This is a genomic window from Pseudomonas sp. Leaf48 (genome assembly GCF_001421885.1).
Classification (GTDB): domain Bacteria; phylum Pseudomonadota; class Gammaproteobacteria; order Pseudomonadales; family Pseudomonadaceae; genus Aquipseudomonas.
The window spans coordinates 257,402-274,901 of the sequence record NZ_LMLH01000029.1 but is presented as its reverse complement, the minus strand read 5'-3'; the positions used below and the strand labels follow the sequence as shown (position 1 = coordinate 274,901).

Below are 17,500 nucleotides of genomic sequence, written 5' to 3'. Positions count from 1 at the left end.
CGAGTGTCAGCCCTTGAGCTCCACCACTTTCGTGGCCTTGCCTTCGATCATTGTGAAGCGATACTCACGACCGCTCTGTTTGTCGAACTCGAAGGTGCGGCCCGGCAAAATGTGATGTTTGGTGGTGGGCTGGCATTCGTTTTCGTTCTTGGCCGAGCAGTCCCTGAACTCATCGATCACCACCACAGAGTTGCCTTGGTTGTGGATGCGGTACTGGCCGGGGCCGTCATTGACTGCGCTGTCGAAGCGAGTCTCGGTGGGGCGCACGAAAAACACCGTGCCGTACCCGGCCAGCACGTTGACGCCGGCGGACAAGCCCTTTTTGTATTCATCGCGCTCCTCGGCGGACACGGCGAACTCGTCTTCCTGTTCCGGCACTACGGGCACGAAGCGCACTCGGAAATAACGCTCTTTCTCACGCTCGCCCATGAACACCAGACGCGTGCCCTGCATGCCATTGGCCGGAACGATCAACCGCGCGGGACTGGCCATCAGCCCCTCGCGGGCATTCATTTCGGCCTGATTGACGAGCGGCATTTCCCGCATGGTGCCATCGGCGTCGTAGATGATTTCCAGGATGTTGACCTTGACGAAAGCGGTGGCATCACCGCCGTTGAATACCCGTTTCAAGTAGGTACTTTTGTCGCCGTCGAGGTAGTCGTAAACCGTGCCGACGTTAATTTGGGGGGCGGCATTTGCCAGCAACGGCAACCAACCTGCAAACAACAATGCCCATCGAGCTTTCATTTTCCTGACCTCATGGTAATAAACGGTGAACAGACCTGATCAGTGCGGTGATCAGACTTCCGAATCCCAAATAACAGTGACTTCACCGGAGTAGCTGTGACCGGGAAACTTCAACATTTGGGCCACGCCCTCTTTGGTGACTTCAAAGTGCAGCGTTCCAGGTTTTCGATCGACGTAAATATTCGGTTCGAAACGTTCTGTACCGCTGCCACTTAACAATAACGGGCGGCGAGTGACTGAACTGCCACTTGCGTCAACAAGACCATTGGGAAGGCTGACGTTTATATTCAGCGGAACGGTATCGCCCTTTCCATCTTGCAATGCACAGGTATCACCCAAAGGCTCGCTGCATTCCAATTTCATTTTGAAGGGTGTGGACATCCAGACATTGAAGGTTTGATCACGAAACAAACGTGTGGGCTTTCGACCATGATTCAACCAGGCCTGCCATCCCCCCTCCGGCAGCAAGACCACTTTATGTCCTCCCGGCGGAATCTCGATGTTGAATACATGATCGACCGTGAGGGTGAAATCAATTTGGATAATGCTATCCGTTGGCTGCATGTTGTCGCCAAAATCAAAATCAAGATGGGGGCCGACCGTGTAAACAACACTTCCGGTGTATATTCCGGGTGCCATTTTCAAAGGGTTAGGAGTTTTAATCTGGTAGGCAAAACTAAAATCCCGATAGGCGAATTGCGGCACTTCAAACCTGGCTTGATTGGAGCAATACCTTTCAACCGGGCTCAGCCAAAAAAAATCATGCTCTGTGTCAGTGACGTGAGCACCACCTGCAGTTTCATTACATCCGGTTGGAGCAATACCCCAGTCACCAAATTCCCACAATTTATTAAGTGCTGGATATAGAGGGATTTCCTCCCCGATCAGTTCTTGCACTCGTTTACTCAGTTTGTAGGTACCACCAAAACCCGCAACTCTTAATTCAACTGCGCTGGCATCGCGACCCAACTCATCTTTAACAGGAACAATTTTCCAGCTGGCAGGAACTTTGAATGTGGCTCCGGCACGCGGATTAGTATGCTTTGCCGGGATAGGCCTGACTGAATTAAACTCAATATTTGTTCCGACGCTGAATATTTTATAATGCGGAGAATTACACGTCTGTGGATAAATTCCACAGTAACCACTATTCGGCGTTGTATTTTCGAAAACATTAACATGAGGCCTTGATGGATCCGGCGCAAACTTCGCTGTTATGTGCACAACTTCCGCCATCGCCGACGCCGCCGACAACAGCCCGATTAAGGCTATCAATTGAAATTTAATCATCTGCTTCCAGCCATCCATTAGCCAGCGGCCTCAGACTTATTCGCTGTATCGGCCAATGTGTCCGGAGAACAACGCAAATCCCCGATCATCAACACATTGCTTTCACTGCGCGCATTGGCGGTATCGAGCCGGAACTGGCATAACAACTGATCACCACGACGCACTTCCAGGGTCGGTGAACTGGCGTTCATTTCCATGGAGAAGAACCCGTCCACTTCCGTCACGCCGCGGCTGGCGTGATTGATGACGTGGTGACCCTTGAGCGGCTTGCCTTGCGGGTCGAGCAGACGACCGAGCACGGTCAGGGTTTTGCTCACGGTGATCTTGCGGTAGTCCACCCCGCCCTTGTTCAGGTGATAGCGGGTACGCGGCGGCTGGATACTCGCCGACGGCACGTGATTGCCTTCGAAGTCGAAGCTGACCGAACTGTTTTTGTAGGCCGTCAACGGCACGTAGTTGCGACCCGGGCGCAAGGTCGCGCTGCCGCCACTAAGGTCGTCGGCACGCAGGGCGATTTCATCGATGTCAGTTTCCACATCAATGATCATCCCGGCGCCACCGGCGTGTTGCTGGCTGGTCATGACCATGTGCTGGCCGCCCACGGCCACCGTGCTGTCGAGGTTCAAGCCACCGGTGTAGTTGCCGTTGTAGGAAGAACGCTGAAGGAAGGCATCACCATTGAAAGCATCGGCCTGAAAACTGCTGAGGCCGGACAACCCGACGCCATAGGTGTCGGCCAGCGCCGTCACCGAGACACTTTGCAGCACGTGGTTTTCCAGGGACTTGCGGTAAGACAGCGAGCCATTGTTGTCGCGCCCGCCCTCCCGGGCCGTGCGGGTGCCGATGCTGCCCGACCATTGTTCACCCGGCCCGCCCAGCGCAATGCTGATACTCAGGTCGACCCCGCGATTGCGTTCGTCACCGCTGCTGTAACTGCCCGGCCGGTCGAACACTGAGAAGCGCCAGTTGGCATCGCTGCCCAACAGCACGGTGCGTTGTGTCCAGCCCAGATCGAGAGCGACCCCTTCGGTATTGCCCTCGCTGTAGGACACCCGCCCGTTGAGTGAATTCTTGCTGCTGAGCCGATGATTGATCGCCAGCGAGGTGTTACTGGTCTGCCCGACAAATACGTTGCGCTGACGCACCCGAGTGCCATCCGGCAAGGTCTCATAGGTGTTGGTGGTGTCCAGCCAACTGCGATTGTGCGTGGCAAACAGGTTACCGGAGCCATAGCTGTAATTGGCCTGCAGATCCATTCCCGTGCCGTGGTCCTGGGTCTGATAAACATTGCCGTACAGGCTGGTGTTGTTGGCCAGGGTCCAGTCAATCGACGATCCGTATTGCTGTTTTCCCTGCAACTGTCGCCCCGACAGCCCCACAATCACCCGTGGATGCAGCAGGTAATTGATGGCTGCGCCCGCCGTCATGTCGCCATAGGATTGCTCATCCCAGTTGCTCAGCAGTTTGCTTTCCTGACCGGCGAACAGGTTGTAACGCCAGCGCTCATCGGAGTTGCGCCAGTTGCTGGGCTTGTACACCAGTTCCTGGGTGGTGGAGGTAATCTGACCGTCTTCGATCAGGCGCACTTCGACTTCGTAGATGCCCCCCGGCAGCTTGCGCGTATCAAGGGTTTGCAGGCCGGCATTGACGGCCTGGGTGTTGACCAGCACGCCATTGCGATAGATTTCCACCGACGCCTGGCGGTTGGCGGTAACGTAGATCGGGTAAACGCTGGGCTTGGGCGTATTGATGGCCAGGCTGTCGGAACTGCCGTACATCAGGCCCACCGCTGTGTCGGGGTTGGCACCGAATGAACGCAATTGACGGCTCAGCCCTTCGGAGTTGGGCGTGAAATAACCCAGACGCAAAAAACTGCCCTGCAGCTCACGCTGGCCATAAAATTCATGAACCGCGTGGTAGAGCTTGTCGTCAGGGCCACCGAGCCGGGCCAGTTGCAGGTTCGCGCGCTGGGTCCAGTTGCCCAGGCTGCTGCTGGCTTCCAGGCCGTAACGCCCGCCCAGGTCCTGGTCCTGGCCACCGTTGAGGTTCAACTGGTTACGCACGATCAGGCCGGTGCTACCGTCTTCGGGCAGTTCGTAATAGCGCGGGGCCTCGACATCGCGCTCGGCATTTTCGGTGGCGATCGACACCAGCGAATTCTGCAGGTTGTAATGCACCGCCAGCATCTGCTCCGGGCAACGGCCCTGACAGGCGCCCAAGGCAACGCCTTGTTTCAGGTACGTGGCCCAGACTTCACGCTCACTGGCGGGAATCTGGCTGTCACCAACGTCGGTGAACTCCAGCAAAGTGACACGATCATCCTTGGTCAAAACGATCATCGCCTCACCGACAAACTGTTGATCACGCTCCACCCGAACCGCTAATGGCACATCAAAGAAGTGCTCTTCGAATTCCGCCGGCAAGCCTTTGGCCTGAGCAAGTAAGCTGCGTGGCGTATTGGCGTTGTTAGTGGGTGCAGCGATGGCACCGGCACATAAAAAAAGTGCAAGCGCTGCCGCGATGGGAGTCATCGGGAACATGATCTGAATACTCGTTTTACATGAGAAGTCGGCGCCTGCCTGTCATCTATCGATGACAAGCAGGCAAGACCGTTGAATAAAAAGCTTTATTCAAGAACAGCGTGCAATTACGGCTTCAGTACAGGTTCGAATACAACGGCAAAACTGGTGCTGTAGTCACCTGTCTGAGTGGCGGTTGGCGTGGCAGCCGTGATGACCATTTCCCGCTGAATGCCCGCTACCGACTCCGTTTCGTTGACGACTTCAGCACTGGTGGTGCCCAACTCAACGGTGCCAATCTTGACTTTCAATGGAATGCTGTCACGGCCGTTATACAGCGCCGCATCGCCATCAATCAGAGCATTGATTGCACCTTTAGGGTCTGTGTGTTTGAAGTTGAAGATACCGCGCACACTGGTCAGATCACCATTGCCTTGCAGCTTCATGGTTTCGTCGCGACCGAAGTCATCGTTTTGCGGTGCAACATTGAACACTGAAGTCGGAACGAACGCCTTGATGTTAATGACCTGATTAATCGGCTCGGCAGCGAAAGCCATGGAAGCGCTCAGAGCCAGGACTGTCATCGGGACGGCGATTGCGATTTTCTTGAACATCATTGAATACCTGTTTTCTTGGATGGTTTCGGTTCATTGAACGTTCGAACGATGCGCCCCTGTCGGAAGCCGCTTTCAACTGAACGTTCAACGCCGGGGCATCATCAACTTCCTCTTCCTGAAAGTAAGCAGGCAACTTCCCACGGACGCGTAGTTAAACAACCTCACGCCCTGAGAGAAAAAGATACAAAAAATCAAAATAGAAAACAGTGACTGTAAGTTACGACCTACAGACAGTTTTTCGAATAAAACCTTACAGCCATTTGATCCAGTTAACGCGGGGTCGACATCTATTTTTAGAATATATACTCAATTATTATTAGAGTAATAGCTTTAATTCTTCCAAAAATGATCCTCGTGCGAAAAATCCGCCGGGTTGCATGAAATTTCCTTGGTGCAATAGATCGTTTCATCGAGCCACCACTCATTGGGATACGCGAACCTGTCGTCAAAAATGTCTTGATCATCTCTTAAGATATATCTTACGTTGTATCTAAACACGACGAGAGAAGGCACAAAATGAGAGACCATCATTTTCAACACCGCGAACACGGCGATGGCCGCGACGGCTTCGAAAAGCGCCCCGGGCCCGGTCGCGAACGCGGTGGACGCGGCCCGCGGGTGTTTGCCCCCGGCGACCTGAAACTGCTGCTGCTAGCACTGATCGCCGAACAGCCCTGCCACGGCTATGACCTCATCCGCCAGATCGAAAGCATGTTCGACGGTGCGTACAGCCCCAGCCCCGGGGTGATCTACCCGACCCTGACCTTTCTGGAAGAAAGCGAAATGATTCAGGGCGATGCCGACGGCGGGAAAAAACGCTATGCCATTACCGACGCCGGACGTCGCTCATTAAGCGACCAGGCGATTGCCCTGGATGGCGTGCGCATGCGCATCGAAGTCAGCAAGCGCTCATTGCGCGGCCACGATCGCCCGGCGGAAATTCACGAGGCGGTGCACAACCTGCGCCACGCCTTGCAGATGCACCATGGGCGCTGGAGCCCGGAAGAAATCCTGCGAGTGCGCGACCTGCTCAACGACACCGCCAAAGCCATAGTCGACGGCCCTGCCGTTCAAGCCAGCCAGGAGAAAGCCGAATGACTGTTGCCGATACGCAAGCCATTCACCGGGTCATGCACGAAATCAAACGCCGGCGCCTGGAGGTGCTGCGAGTGGTCGACCTGACCCCACGGATGCGCAGGATCACCCTCGGCGGACCGGAGCTCGCGGGCTTCGTCAGCCTCGGCACGGACGACCACGTCAAGCTGCTGTTCCCCCAGGACGCAGCACAACAGGCGGCACTCGACACCCTGGTACTGGGTGCAGGCAAAGACAACGGCCCCATGCCGGCCATGCGCGACTACACCCCGCGACGTTATGACCTCGACACGCTGGAACTGGATATCGACTTCGTGCTGCACGGTGACGGCCCCGCCTCCACTTGGGCCGAACAGGCCCAACCCGGCCAGTTCCTGCACATCGGTGGGCCACGGGGGTCGATGATCGTGCCGGATATGTTCGATAGCTATCTGCTGATCGGCGATGAAACTGCCCTGCCCGCCATCGCCCGACGCCTCGAAAGCCTGGCGGCCAACCGGCGTGCCCTGGTGATTGTTGAAGTTGAAAACGGCAAGGAGCAGCAAGAGCTGCACAGCGCTGCCGAGGTCAATGTGATCTGGGTGCTGCGCGAAGGCGGCAATGATCATTTGCTGAGGACGGTGCGCCAGGTTCAGGTCCCCGGCGGCAAGCTGTACGCCTGGGTCGCGACCGAGAGCAAGGTTTCACGCCAGATCCGCCGCGTGCTGCTGGATGAACATGGGCTGGATGAGCAGTTCGTCAAAGCGGCTGGCTACTGGCGCCTGGACGACACCAGCGACGAATAAACACAAAACCTTTGTAGGCGCTCGCTTGCCAGCGATGACGGTCTTGATTTTGCACCGCCCATTCGGACGCCATCGCCAGCAAGCCGGCTCCTACAAGGATTTTTGGGCTTTGGGTGATGAGTGTCTGGCCGCCACCCTGTAGGAGCGAGCATGCTCGCGAAAAACCCGAGGGCGCCGTTGGCGCTCAGGATGCCCGCGTTATCGTTCACGTCCATCGCGAGCATGCTCGCTCAAGGTTCCTCGGTGTATCGGCTCCCACAGGAGGCCAGTTGATTCAAGGATTACGCTGCCACCGATCCAGGCCAATCACCAGCAAAGCAATCACCACAAACCCCGCCAACAACCCGCCGGCATTGATGAACACCTGTGGATAACCCAGCTTCTCGACATCAATGAACGGATACGGGTACACCGCCAGCACATGCCCGCGCAGCAGCGAGTAGCCGAAGTACACCAGCGGATAAATCACCCACAACCCGATGTGCCGCAAGCGCAACGTGCCTTTGCCGACACAGCACCACCAATAGCCCAGAAACAGCAGCGGCATGACCACGTGCAGGAGCTCATCGGCCAGCCATTGCCAGCCTTCGGGGTGCCACAAATGGCGCAACAGCAGGTTGTACCCGAGGGCGACCACGGCAATGCTCACGGCAACGCCGCTACTGACCCACGGCTGCAGGAACCAGCGGCGCGCGGCCGACTCACGGGACGTCAGTTCACAGGTCAGTACCGTCGCCACCAGGGTATTGCTCAGCACGGTGAAGTAGCTGAGAAAACTCACCAGGCCGCCGATCAGGCTGGCTTCGATACTCCAGCGCGCATAGAAAATCAGGTACATCTGAATGCTCAATCCCGCCCAGCCGAGGAGGCTGGCCACGGCAACAAAGCGACGCCGCGCCACAGACTGGTTGAGCATGTTCAGAGCGGACGCTTGGTGCGCATCAACTTCACGTACAAGCGTTCGACCTTCTCCCGCGCCCACGGGGTTTTGCGCAAAAAGGTCAGGCTCGACTTGATGCTCGGGTCACTCTTGAAGCAGCGGATATCGATGCGCTCGGCCAGCCCCGACCATTCGTAGTGTTCAACCAGGGCGTTGAGGATCTGCTCCAGCGTCACGCCGTGTAGCGGGTTGTTGTTCTGTTCGGTCATGCCGGGGGCCTTCAAGCGAAGTAGGAATTGGAAGCCGCGCACCTTAGCCGAGGGGGTGTTCCGGTGGAAGGGCTCTGTGTGTTCTGCGTTTAAATGTAGGTGACCCCGACGATCTTTTTCTGCTCACTGTTACCAATCCCGAAAGGATGCATCTCGGTAAAAGCTCTTTCGCTATTTGTAACAGAACATTATCCTTGCGGCCGTCATTGCTGAAACGCTTCCGCCAGCCGCTTCGTTCCTGTTGTTTTCAGTTCATCCTCAGAAAAAGATCAAGAATTTCTTCCCTATGCGTTATTTTCAAACCTCACGAGACAGCGCTGTCTCTACGACTATTGCCAGCCGAAAAGCCCTGAACCTCGTCGGCGGATTCACCGCACTGGGCTTGGTCACCTGCGTTCAGGCGACCCCGGCTTTCGATAGCGATTCGTCGTGGATGCTCGGTGACTGGAACGGCACGCGCACCGCGCTTGCGGAAAAAGGCTACGACTTCAAAGTCGATTACACCGGTGAAATGGGCAGCAATCTGCACGGCGGCTACGACGACGATCGCACTGCCCGCTACAGCGACCAGTTTGGCCTTGGTACACACCTGGACCTGCAGAAAATCCTCGGCTGGAACGACGCCGAATTCCAGCTGACCATCACCGAGCGCAGCGGCAACAACATCAGCAACGACCGCATCAACGATCCGCGGGTTGGCGGCTTCACCTCCGCCCAGGAAGTCTGGGGCCGTGGCCAGACCTGGCGCCTGACGCAGATGTGGTATCAGCAGAAATTTTTCGATCAGCAACTGGACATCAAGGTCGGCCGTTTCGGTGAAGGCGAAGACTTCAACAGCTTTCCCTGCGACTTTCAGAACCTTGCTTTTTGCGGCTCTCAGGTCGGCAACTGGGCAGGCGACATCTGGTACAACTGGCCGGTGAGCCAGTGGGCAATGCGGGCCAAATATCACCTGACACCCGAGTTGTACGCGCAGGTTGGCGTGTATGAGCAAAACCCCTCGAACCTCGATCGCGACAACGGCTTCAAGCTCAGTGGCAGCGGCACCCAGGGCGCGGTCCTGCCGGTGGAACTGGTGTGGACGCCCAAGCTCAATGGCCTGCCGGGCGAGTACCGCGCCGGTTACTACTACAGCAACGCTGACGCGAAGGATGTCTACAAGGACAGCAATGGCCAGCCCGCCGCCCTGACTGGCGAGGCCTACCGCAGCGCGTCGAGCAAACACGGCATGTGGCTCGGCGTGCAGCAGCAACTGACCAGCGTTGCCAGCGACCATTCGCGCGGCCTCAGCGTGTTCGCCAACGGCACGATGCACGACAAGAAGACCAACGCCATCGACAACTACGTTCAGGCGGGCGTGGTCTACAAAGGTCTGTTGGATGCCCGCGCCAGGGACGACATTGGCTTCGCCATGGCCCGGGTCCACGTCAACCCGGCCTACCGCAAGAACGCCGAGGCGAGCAACCAGGCCCGCGTTGTTTTCGACTACGACGACCCGTCCTACCTGCCACCCCAGGACACCGAATACAGCGCCGAACTCTATTACGGCGTACACGTCACCAACTGGCTGACCGTGCGCCCGAACCTGCAATACATCCGCCATCCCGGTGGTGTGGACCAGGTCGATGACGCGCTGATTGGCGGGATCAAGGTCCAGTCGTCGTTCTAAAACTCACATAAGACTTTTGTGGCGAGGGGGCTCGTCGGATCGCCGCACCGCCCCGTTCGACTGCGAAGCAGTCGTAAATCAGACATCGCGGACTGTTTGGCAACCCGCAGTGAATGGATTTGGGGCGGCTTCGCCACCCAGCGGGGGCAAGCCCCCTCGCCACAGAGTCCCTCGCCACAGAGGCAGCGCCTGCAAGGGTGTATCACCCAAACGGGTTTTGTCTGAACCATGCCCGCACAAGATCGTCATCTACAGTGAACTTGTACGGGACTACTTGAAACATCACGGAGAATCACACTATGAGCACTGATGGTGCCTTGAGTCGAAGCCGTCTGTTGCCGACGCTGCTCGGCATACTGCTTCTGCTAATGGGCCTGGCCATGCTGGCCGGGGGGATCAAGCTGAGCATGCTCGGCGGCTCGCTGTACTACCTGCTGGCCGGTATCGGCCTGGCCCTGACCGGCGTTCTGCTGATCGCCGCGCGCCGCGCTGCGCTGGGCCTCTACGCACTGGTGCTGTTCGCCAGCACCGTCTGGGCCCTGTGGGAAGTCGGCCTCGACTGGTGGCAACTGGTGCCTCGTCTGGCCCTGCTGTTTGCCCTCGGCATCGTCATGCTGCTGCCATGGTTGCGTCGCCCGCTGCTCGTTGCAGGCGCTGCGCCGATCGGCACTGGCGCCCTGAGCGTGGCCGTGGTGATTGCCGGTGCCGCCGCACTGGCCAGCCAGTTCACCCATCCTGGCGAAATCAAAGGCCAACTGGACCGCGACAGCGTACCGGGCATGACCAACACCGCCCCGGCCATGCCCGACGGTGACTGGAACTCCTACGGCCGCAGCGCCCACGGCGACCGCTACTCGCCACTGGCACAGATCACCCCGCAGAACGCGCACAAACTGGTAGAGGCCTGGTCCTACCGCACCGGCGACTTGCCGGGGCCGAACGACCCGGGTGAAACCACCGCCGAAAACACCCCGCTGAAAGTCAACGGCATGCTCTATGTGTGCACGCCGCACAGCCAGGTGATCGCCCTGGACCCGGATACCGGCAAGGAAATCTGGCGCTTCGATCCGAAGCTCTCGACGCAGAACGCGGCGAACTTCAAGGGCTGGGCACACATGACCTGCCGTGGCGTGACCTATCACGATGACGCCGTCTACGCCTCCGAACAAAGCCCGACCGGCAGCGCCAGCGCGGTACCGGCCAACGCCTGCCCACGGCGTATTTTCCTGCCGACCGCCGACACCCGCCTGATCGCCCTCAACGCCGACACCGGCAAGATGTGCGAAGACTTCGGCGACAAAGGCCAGGTCGACCTGCGCGCCAACATCGGCGGCTTCACCGCCGGCGGCTACTATTCCACCTCGCCACCTGCGGTCACCAAAGACCTGGTAGTGATTGGCGGCCACGTCACCGATAACGTCTCCACCGACGAGCCGAGCGGCGTGATCCGTGCCTTCGACGTACACACTGGCAAACTGGTGTGGAACTGGGACAGCGGCAACCCGGACGACACTACGCCGATTGCCGAAGGCGAGGTCTACACCCGCAACTCGCCGAACATGTGGTCCATGTTCGCCGTCGACGAAAAACTCGGCATGCTCTACCTGCCGATGGGCAACCAGACCCCGGACCAGTTCGGTGGCGATCGTACGCCTGAATCGGAATTGCACGCCGCCGGCCTGACCGCCCTCGACATCGCCACCGGCCAGGTGCGCTGGCACTTCCAGTTCACCCACCACGATCTGTGGGACATGGACGTCGGCGGCCAGCCGACCCTGATGGACCTGAAAACCGCCGACGGTGTGAAACCGGCCGTGCTGGCGTCGACCAAGCAAGGCAGCATCTACGTGCTGGACCGCAGCACCGGCAAGGCGATTGTGCCGATCAACGAAGTGCCAGTACCGCAAGGCGCTGTCGAAGGTGATCGCACCTCGCCGACCCAGCCCAAATCCGACCTCAACCTGATGCCACCACCGTTGCAGGAACGCGACATGTGGGGCGTCACGCCGTTCGACCAGTTGATCTGCCGGATCGATTTCAAATCCATGCGCTATGACGGCCCGTTCACCCCGCCGTCGCTGCAGGGTTCGATCGTGTATCCGGGCAACTTCGGTGTGTTCGACTGGGGCGGCATCTCGGTTGACCCGGTGCGTCAGATTGCTTTCATGAACCCGAGCTACATGGCGTTCAAATCGAAAATGATCCCGGCCGCCGAAATCGCCGCCCAGGGCCCGCGCAAAAGCGAGACCGAAGGCGTGCAGCCAAACAAAGGCGCGCCATACGGTGTAGTTCTCGAAGCACTGCTGTCGCCTATGGGCCTGCCGTGCCAGGCGCCGGCGTGGGGTTATGTGGCCGCGGTCGACCTGACTACCCAGCAAGTTCTGTGGAAACACAAGAACGGCACCGTACGCGACAGCTCGCCGGTTCCGATTCCCCTGAGCATGGGCGTACCAAGCCTGGGCGGCACCTTCACCACCGCCAGTGGCGTGGCGTTCCTCAGCGGCACCCTTGACCAGTACCTGCGTGCCTATGACGTGAAAAACGGCAAGCAACTGTGGGAAGGCCGCCTGCCGGCCGGCGCGCAAACCACACCGATGACCTACACCGGCAAGGACGGCAAGCAGTACGTGCTCGTTGTCGCCGGCGGTCACGGATCGCTGGGCACCAAACAGGGTGATTATGTGATTGCTTACAAACTGTCCGAGTAAGATTCAACGGCAGTAAAACAAAGGCGACTTCCGTAAGGAAGCCGCCTTTTTTGTCGACGCAGTTTTCAAGAGCACCACCGGCCCCTGTGGGAGCGGGCTTGCTCGCGATGGCGGTCCACCGGTCACTACAAGGCTGGCTGTCATACCGTCATCGCGAGCAGGCTCGTTCCCACATTTGATCCTGTACCGCCTATGGTTCAACTAACCTGTCCCCTTGCTGAACACACCGTCGAAACATCCGCTTGCAGAAAATGACCGTTGAAACCACCGCCAACCTGCCCCATCTAAGACTCATACCCATTGCGCAGGTGCCCAAATGAGCGACCAGCAAGAATTCCCCGAAGCTCCTACCGAGTACGCCGATCCGGAAAACGCCACGCACCACGCCACCGGCAAAGGCCTCGCGCTGCCAGGCCAGAATCTGCCGGACAAGGTCTACATCATCCCGATCCACAACCGGCCGTTCTTTCCGGCCCAGGTGCTGCCAGTCATCGTCAACGAAGATCCCTGGGCTGAAACCCTCGATCTGGTGGCCAAGTCCGAGCATCATTGCGTGGCCCTGTTCTACGTCGACACGCCCCTGGAAGATCCGCGCCATTTCGACACCTCGGTCTTGCCGCTCTACGGCACCCTGGTCAAGGTGCACCACGCCAGCCGTGAGAACGGCAAATTGCAGTTCGTCGCCCAGGGCCTGACCCGTGTGCGCCTGAAATCCTGGCTCAAGCACCATCGCCCGCCCTATCTGGTGGAGGTCGAATACCCGCACCAGCCCACCGAGCCTACCGACGAGGTCAAGGCCTACGGCATGGCGCTGATCAACGCGATCAAGGAACTGCTGCCGCTCAACCCGCTGTACAGCGAAGAGCTGAAGAACTACCTCAACCGCTTCAGCCCCAACGATCCATCGCCGCTGACCGACTTCGCCGCCGCCCTGACTTCCGCTACCGGCAGCGACCTGCAGGAAGTGCTCGACTGCGTGCCGATGCTCAAGCGCATGGAAAAAGTCCTGCCGATGCTGCGCAAGGAAGTCGAAGTCGCGCGCCTGCAAAAGGAAATCTCCGCCGAAGTTAACCGCAAGATCGGCGAACATCAGCGCGAGTTCTTCCTCAAGGAACAGCTCAAGGTCATCCAGCAGGAGCTGGGGCTGACCAAGGACGACCGTAGCGCCGACCTCGAACAGTTCGAACAACGGCTGACCGGCAAGGTCCTGCCCGCCCAGGCGCAGAAGCGCGTCGAAGAAGAAATGAACAAGCTCTCGGTGCTCGAAACCGGTTCGCCCGAGTATGCGGTCACCCGCAACTACCTTGACTGGGCGACTTCGGTGCCATGGGGTGTTTACGGCAAGGACAAACTCGACCTCAAACACGCGCGCAAGGTGTTGGACAAACACCACGCCGGCCTTGATGACATCAAGGACCGCATCCTCGAGTTCCTCGCCGTGGGTGCTTACAAAGGCGAAATCAGCGGCTCCATCGTATTGCTGGTAGGCCCGCCGGGCGTGGGCAAAACCAGCGTCGGCAGATCCATCGCCGAATCCCTCGGCCGGCCGTTCTATCGCTTCAGCCTCGGCGGCATGCGCGACGAAGCCGAGATCAAGGGCCACCGTCGTACCTACATCGGCGCGCAACCGGGCAAGCTGGTACAGGCGTTGAAAGACGTCGAAGTGATGAACCCGGTGATCATGCTCGACGAGATCGACAAGATGGGCCAAAGCTACCAGGGCGACCCCGCCTCTGCACTGCTCGAAACCCTCGACCCGGAACAGAACGTCGAATTCCTCGACCACTATCTGGACCTGCGGATGGACCTGTCGAAGGTCTTGTTCATCTGCACCGCCAACACCCTGGACTCGATCCCCGGCCCGCTGCTCGACCGTATGGAAGTGATTCGTCTGTCGGGTTACATCACCGAAGAAAAAGTCGCCATCGCCAAGCGTCACCTGTGGCCCAAGCAGCTGGAAAAAGCCGGCGTGTCCAAAGGCAGCCTGAGCATCAGCGACAGCGCCCTCAAGGCCCTGATCGACGGCTATGCCCGTGAAGCCGGGGTGCGCCAGCTGGAAAAAAACCTCGGCAAACTGGTGCGCAAGGCGGTGATGAAACTGCTCGACGAACCGAAAGCGGTGATCAAACTCGGCCCCAAAGACCTCGAAACATCGCTCGGCAAACCAGTATTCCGCAACGAGCAGGTCCTGTCGGGTATCGGCGTGATCACAGGCCTTGCCTGGACCAGCATGGGCGGTGCGACCCTGCCGATCGAAGCCACGCGCATCCACACCCTCAACCGCGGCTTCAAGCTCACCGGGCAATTGGGTGATGTGATGAAAGAGTCGGCGGAAATCGCCTACAGCTACGTCAGTTCGAACCTGAACTCATTCGGCGGCGATCCGAAGTTCTTCGACGAAGCCTTCGTGCACCTGCACGTACCGGAAGGCGCCACCCCGAAAGACGGCCCGAGCGCCGGCGTAACCATGGCCAGCGCCCTGCTCTCGCTGGCACGTAATCAACCGCCGAAAAAAGGCGTGGCGATGACCGGCGAACTGACGCTGACCGGGCATGTGCTGCCGATTGGTGGGGTGCGCGAGAAGGTGATTGCGGCGCGGCGGCAGAAGATTTTCGAGTTGATTCTGCCGGAGGCGAACCGGGGTAATTTTGAGGAATTGCCCGATTATTTGAAAGAAGGGATAACCGTGCATTTCGCCAAGCGCTTTGCGGATGTGGCGAAGATATTGTTCTGACTTCGCCATCTGATTGCTCCCTCGCAATGGGGGAGCATGTTCCTGAACGTGCAGGAGCGAGCTGCTCGCAATAGGCGTTAACGATAACGCGCTCTTTTCAGATTGGCATGCCGCCTAAAGAACCGTCGTCGCAACGACGCCCGAAGTGGGCGTGCTCTTACGCATCTTCTTTAACGATCGATAGCAGGTCTGCCCTGCCATGCGGCATTCCTTTTGCACCTCTGCATCCTCAATGTTCAGTTCCTGATTTTATAATCATTCACAAAAGAGAACGCAATCACGACTCCATATCAATATAAAACTCTGTCAGTCCTGGCAGTGACCCTGACACACCGATTAGCAAGTTACTTGAAACCCTGCCAGTTCAGACAGTACCTCCGGCCACTCGCGCTCGATATATTCCAGATTCAATCATCTATTCGTGACACAACCTGGAGAGCCAACCATGGATATCAAGTACCGAAGAAGCCTTGTTGATGAATACATTAACGACGACATCAAGTTTCACCGTTGCTGCCTGAATAACCACTTGGATGCCACCCTGCAGGGTCGGGAAAACTTCAATTCCGAAGAGTTTTTCGCCAGCGTCGGAAGCCGGGAAATCATCGCCATTTTCAAGGCGGGTGAAAAATACACCCCGCTCGACCGGGCTTTCGATATTTACATGCCCAAGACTATCCAGTCAGGCATCTACCCACTCAATACTCCGGGCCAATTGATAGAAGTGGCGTACACCGAGAATTTCCCAACCTATACCAGCCACTGGGCATTGCAGGGCGACATTACCCTGGTGGTGAACGCTGAAAAACAACAGTACTCCGGTACAATCGTTATGCTGTTCAAGGACCGACAGGGCGAAGAATTTACCTGCGAAAGCGAGTTCTGCTTTTCTCTTGCAGATTAACCGAACGGCACTGGTCCATTAACATCCCCCATTTCTTTCTCGCGATAATCCCGATTGAACGGGATTTTCGCCCTCCTGCTATGTGGAGCCCGCTCACTACCCATTTTGGTTGACTGTCACACTTTGTCTCATCTTCGGTTATGCTCGCCGTTCGTCGCCAATTCCGGAGCGCCTGCTTTGATGTCCCCACGCCGTCTGCTGCTGCCCATAGGTCTCGCCCTGCTGACCGCTTGTGCCTCTCAACCGAAACAAAACGTGACGGTCGAAAAACAAAGCGGGTGCCCGGTGAAACTCACCAGCGGGCAGACCCTGATCCTTACCCTGCCAAGCAACCCGAGCACGGGTTACCGCTGGGCAATCCAGGATTCCGCCGGTGGCGTCTTACACACATTGGGGCCAGAGGTTTACCGCAATCCGGAAGATGCCGGTATCGTCGGTGCTGCCGGTGTATCGACCTGGCGCTTCCAGGCGTTTGCGACCGGGACCGGGCGTTTGCGCCTGACCTCGCAGCAACCCTGGGCACCGGAAGTGCTGCCGGTAGAGGTTTTCGACTGCGCGATTTCGGTGAACTGACCATGGGCTGGCTGATTCTGGCGCTGATGGGCGCGGTGACTTTTCTCTATGGCTTGAGTGTGCATGCCGACTTGCTCTGCCTGCTGGTCAAACCCTTGCCGGTGCTAGCCTTGCTCGGCTGGCTGCACGATGCACCGCCCGGCGATTATCGACGCTGGATCAGCCTCGGCCTGATCTTCTCCCTGCTCGGCGATGTGTTGCTGGCGTGGCCGGGGGATTTGTTCGTGTTCGGTCTGGGGGCGTTTCTGGTCGCTCACCTGGCTTATCTGAAAGCGTACTTGAGCGATTGCCGGCGTCTGGCGGTGCTGCCGCTGGTTGTCGCCCTCGGTGTGGGTGCCGTGCTGCTGGGGATTCTGATCAACCATGGATTGGGGCCGTTGTTGATTCCGGTGATCGTCTACGGCCTGGCCATCAGCGCGATGCTCTGGCGCGCGTTGGCTCGCTTGGGCACTGATGTGCCCAAGCGCTCGGCGTTGCTGGCGGCTGGTGGTGCGGTGGCGTTTGTGTTCTCGGACAGCGTGATTGGCATCAGCCGGTTTGTGGTGCCGTTTGATGCGGCGCCCTATGTGATCATCCTCAGCTACTGGCTGGGGCAATGGGGGATTACTGCTTCGGCGTTCTCTCAGAAACCGCGTTGACCCCTGTGGTGAGGGGGCTTGTCGGATCGCCACAATTGCCCTCTTGGCATTGCATGTGCGTAAGTCAGGCGG

General features: G+C 58.2%; 14 protein-coding genes. 8 read left to right on the top strand and 6 right to left on the bottom strand.

What is annotated here, in order from left to right; translation table 11 throughout:
• Positions 1 to 6: 6 nt before the first annotated feature.
• The 4 genes from ASE98_RS20605 to ASE98_RS20590 all read right to left on the bottom strand — a co-directional run bounded on the left by ASE98_RS20605 (position 7) and on the right by ASE98_RS20590 (position 5,170).
• Entirely contained in the window at positions 7 to 747 is a 741-nt protein-coding gene (locus ASE98_RS20605) for a hypothetical protein (RefSeq protein WP_060543168.1), read from the bottom strand.
• Positions 748 to 798: 51 nt separating this feature from the next.
• Positions 799 to 2,037: a hypothetical protein gene (locus ASE98_RS20600; RefSeq protein ID WP_082457600.1), complete on the bottom strand. Its 1,239-nt coding sequence runs from the start codon at positions 2,035 to 2,037 to the stop codon at positions 799 to 801.
• A gap of 17 nt (positions 2,038 to 2,054) precedes the next feature.
• Positions 2,055 to 4,577, bottom strand: a complete 2,523-nt coding sequence (locus tag ASE98_RS20595; RefSeq protein ID WP_060543166.1) for a TcfC E-set like domain-containing protein — start codon at positions 4,575 to 4,577, stop codon at positions 2,055 to 2,057.
• A gap of 107 nt (positions 4,578 to 4,684) precedes the next feature.
• A complete protein-coding gene (locus ASE98_RS20590; protein WP_060543165.1) occupies positions 4,685 to 5,170 on the bottom strand; it encodes a CS1 type fimbrial major subunit in 486 nt (161 codons plus the stop codon).
• 519 nt (positions 5,171 to 5,689) lie between these two features.
• On the opposite strand from ASE98_RS20590, the gene ASE98_RS20585 reads away from it, so the two are divergent.
• Together ASE98_RS20585 and ASE98_RS20580 are read left to right on the top strand one after the other, a co-directional pair.
• Positions 5,690 to 6,271 carry a PadR family transcriptional regulator gene (locus ASE98_RS20585; protein WP_060543164.1) on the top strand — a complete coding sequence of 194 codons (582 nt, stop codon included), beginning with the start codon at positions 5,690 to 5,692 and terminating at the stop codon, positions 6,269 to 6,271.
• The gene (locus ASE98_RS20580; protein ID WP_060543163.1) at positions 6,268 to 7,053 is read left to right on the top strand and encodes a siderophore-interacting protein; all 786 of its coding nucleotides are present in this window, start codon (positions 6,268 to 6,270) and stop codon (positions 7,051 to 7,053) included. Before ASE98_RS20585 ends, ASE98_RS20580 begins: the two co-directional genes overlap by 4 nt.
• Before the next feature lie 274 nt (positions 7,054 to 7,327).
• Here ASE98_RS20580 and ASE98_RS20575 read toward each other — a convergent pair whose 3' ends face one another.
• Together ASE98_RS20575 and ASE98_RS20570 are read right to left on the bottom strand one after the other, a co-directional pair.
• Positions 7,328 to 7,969, bottom strand: coding sequence for a Pr6Pr family membrane protein (locus tag ASE98_RS20575; RefSeq protein ID WP_060543162.1), 642 nt, complete (start codon positions 7,967 to 7,969; stop codon positions 7,328 to 7,330).
• 2 nt (positions 7,970 to 7,971) lie between these two features.
• Positions 7,972 to 8,202 (bottom strand): VF530 family DNA-binding protein, encoded by a 231-nt coding sequence (locus ASE98_RS20570; protein WP_007903672.1) that lies wholly within the window; start codon positions 8,200 to 8,202, stop codon positions 7,972 to 7,974.
• A 286-nt stretch (positions 8,203 to 8,488) separates the two neighbouring features.
• On the opposite strand from ASE98_RS20570, the gene ASE98_RS20565 reads away from it, so the two are divergent.
• From ASE98_RS20565 to ASE98_RS20540, 6 genes are all read left to right on the top strand, one after another.
• Positions 8,489 to 9,871, top strand: a complete 1,383-nt coding sequence (locus ASE98_RS20565) for a carbohydrate porin (RefSeq protein WP_060543161.1) — start codon at positions 8,489 to 8,491, stop codon at positions 9,869 to 9,871.
• A gap of 299 nt (positions 9,872 to 10,170) precedes the next feature.
• Positions 10,171 to 12,579 (top strand): glucose/quinate/shikimate family membrane-bound PQQ-dependent dehydrogenase, encoded by a 2,409-nt coding sequence (locus ASE98_RS20560; RefSeq protein ID WP_060543160.1) that lies wholly within the window; start codon positions 10,171 to 10,173, stop codon positions 12,577 to 12,579.
• Positions 12,580 to 12,895: 316 nt separating this feature from the next.
• Complete coding sequence (gene lon, locus ASE98_RS20555; protein WP_060543159.1) at positions 12,896 to 15,313, top strand: endopeptidase La; 2,418 nt, start codon at positions 12,896 to 12,898, stop codon at positions 15,311 to 15,313.
• A 445-nt stretch (positions 15,314 to 15,758) separates the two neighbouring features.
• Positions 15,759 to 16,217, top strand: a complete 459-nt coding sequence (locus tag ASE98_RS20550; protein WP_060543158.1) for a hypothetical protein — start codon at positions 15,759 to 15,761, stop codon at positions 16,215 to 16,217.
• Between the two features lie 180 nt (positions 16,218 to 16,397).
• Positions 16,398 to 16,790: a protease inhibitor I42 family protein gene (locus ASE98_RS20545; protein ID WP_060543157.1), complete on the top strand. Its 393-nt coding sequence runs from the start codon at positions 16,398 to 16,400 to the stop codon at positions 16,788 to 16,790.
• 2 nt (positions 16,791 to 16,792) lie between these two features.
• Positions 16,793 to 17,428 (top strand): lysoplasmalogenase, encoded by a 636-nt coding sequence (locus ASE98_RS20540; protein WP_060543156.1) that lies wholly within the window; start codon positions 16,793 to 16,795, stop codon positions 17,426 to 17,428.
• The last annotated feature ends 72 nt before the right edge of the window (positions 17,429 to 17,500 follow it).

Bases quoted from the DNA above. Each gene is read 5' to 3' on its own strand.
- ASE98_RS20605 (WP_060543168.1), bottom strand. From the start codon at position 747: ATGAAAGCTCGATGGGCATTGTTGTTTGCAGGTTGGTTGCCGTTGCTG.
- ASE98_RS20600 (WP_082457600.1), bottom strand. From the start codon at position 2,037: ATGATTAAATTTCAATTGATAGCCTTAATCGGGCTGTTGTCGGCGGCG.
- ASE98_RS20595 (WP_060543166.1), bottom strand. From the start codon at position 4,577: ATGTTCCCGATGACTCCCATCGCGGCAGCGCTTGCACTTTTTTTATGT.
- ASE98_RS20590 (WP_060543165.1), bottom strand. From the start codon at position 5,170: ATGTTCAAGAAAATCGCAATCGCCGTCCCGATGACAGTCCTGGCTCTG.
- ASE98_RS20585 (WP_060543164.1), top strand. From the start codon at position 5,690: ATGAGAGACCATCATTTTCAACACCGCGAACACGGCGATGGCCGCGAC.
- ASE98_RS20580 (WP_060543163.1), top strand. From the start codon at position 6,268: ATGACTGTTGCCGATACGCAAGCCATTCACCGGGTCATGCACGAAATC.
- ASE98_RS20575 (WP_060543162.1), bottom strand. From the start codon at position 7,969: ATGCTCAACCAGTCTGTGGCGCGGCGTCGCTTTGTTGCCGTGGCCAGC.
- ASE98_RS20570 (WP_007903672.1), bottom strand. From the start codon at position 8,202: ATGACCGAACAGAACAACAACCCGCTACACGGCGTGACGCTGGAGCAG.
- ASE98_RS20565 (WP_060543161.1), top strand. From the start codon at position 8,489: ATGCGTTATTTTCAAACCTCACGAGACAGCGCTGTCTCTACGACTATT.
- ASE98_RS20560 (WP_060543160.1), top strand. From the start codon at position 10,171: ATGAGCACTGATGGTGCCTTGAGTCGAAGCCGTCTGTTGCCGACGCTG.
- lon (WP_060543159.1), top strand. From the start codon at position 12,896: ATGAGCGACCAGCAAGAATTCCCCGAAGCTCCTACCGAGTACGCCGAT.
- ASE98_RS20550 (WP_060543158.1), top strand. From the start codon at position 15,759: ATGGATATCAAGTACCGAAGAAGCCTTGTTGATGAATACATTAACGAC.
- ASE98_RS20545 (WP_060543157.1), top strand. From the start codon at position 16,398: ATGTCCCCACGCCGTCTGCTGCTGCCCATAGGTCTCGCCCTGCTGACC.
- ASE98_RS20540 (WP_060543156.1), top strand. From the start codon at position 16,793: ATGGGCTGGCTGATTCTGGCGCTGATGGGCGCGGTGACTTTTCTCTAT.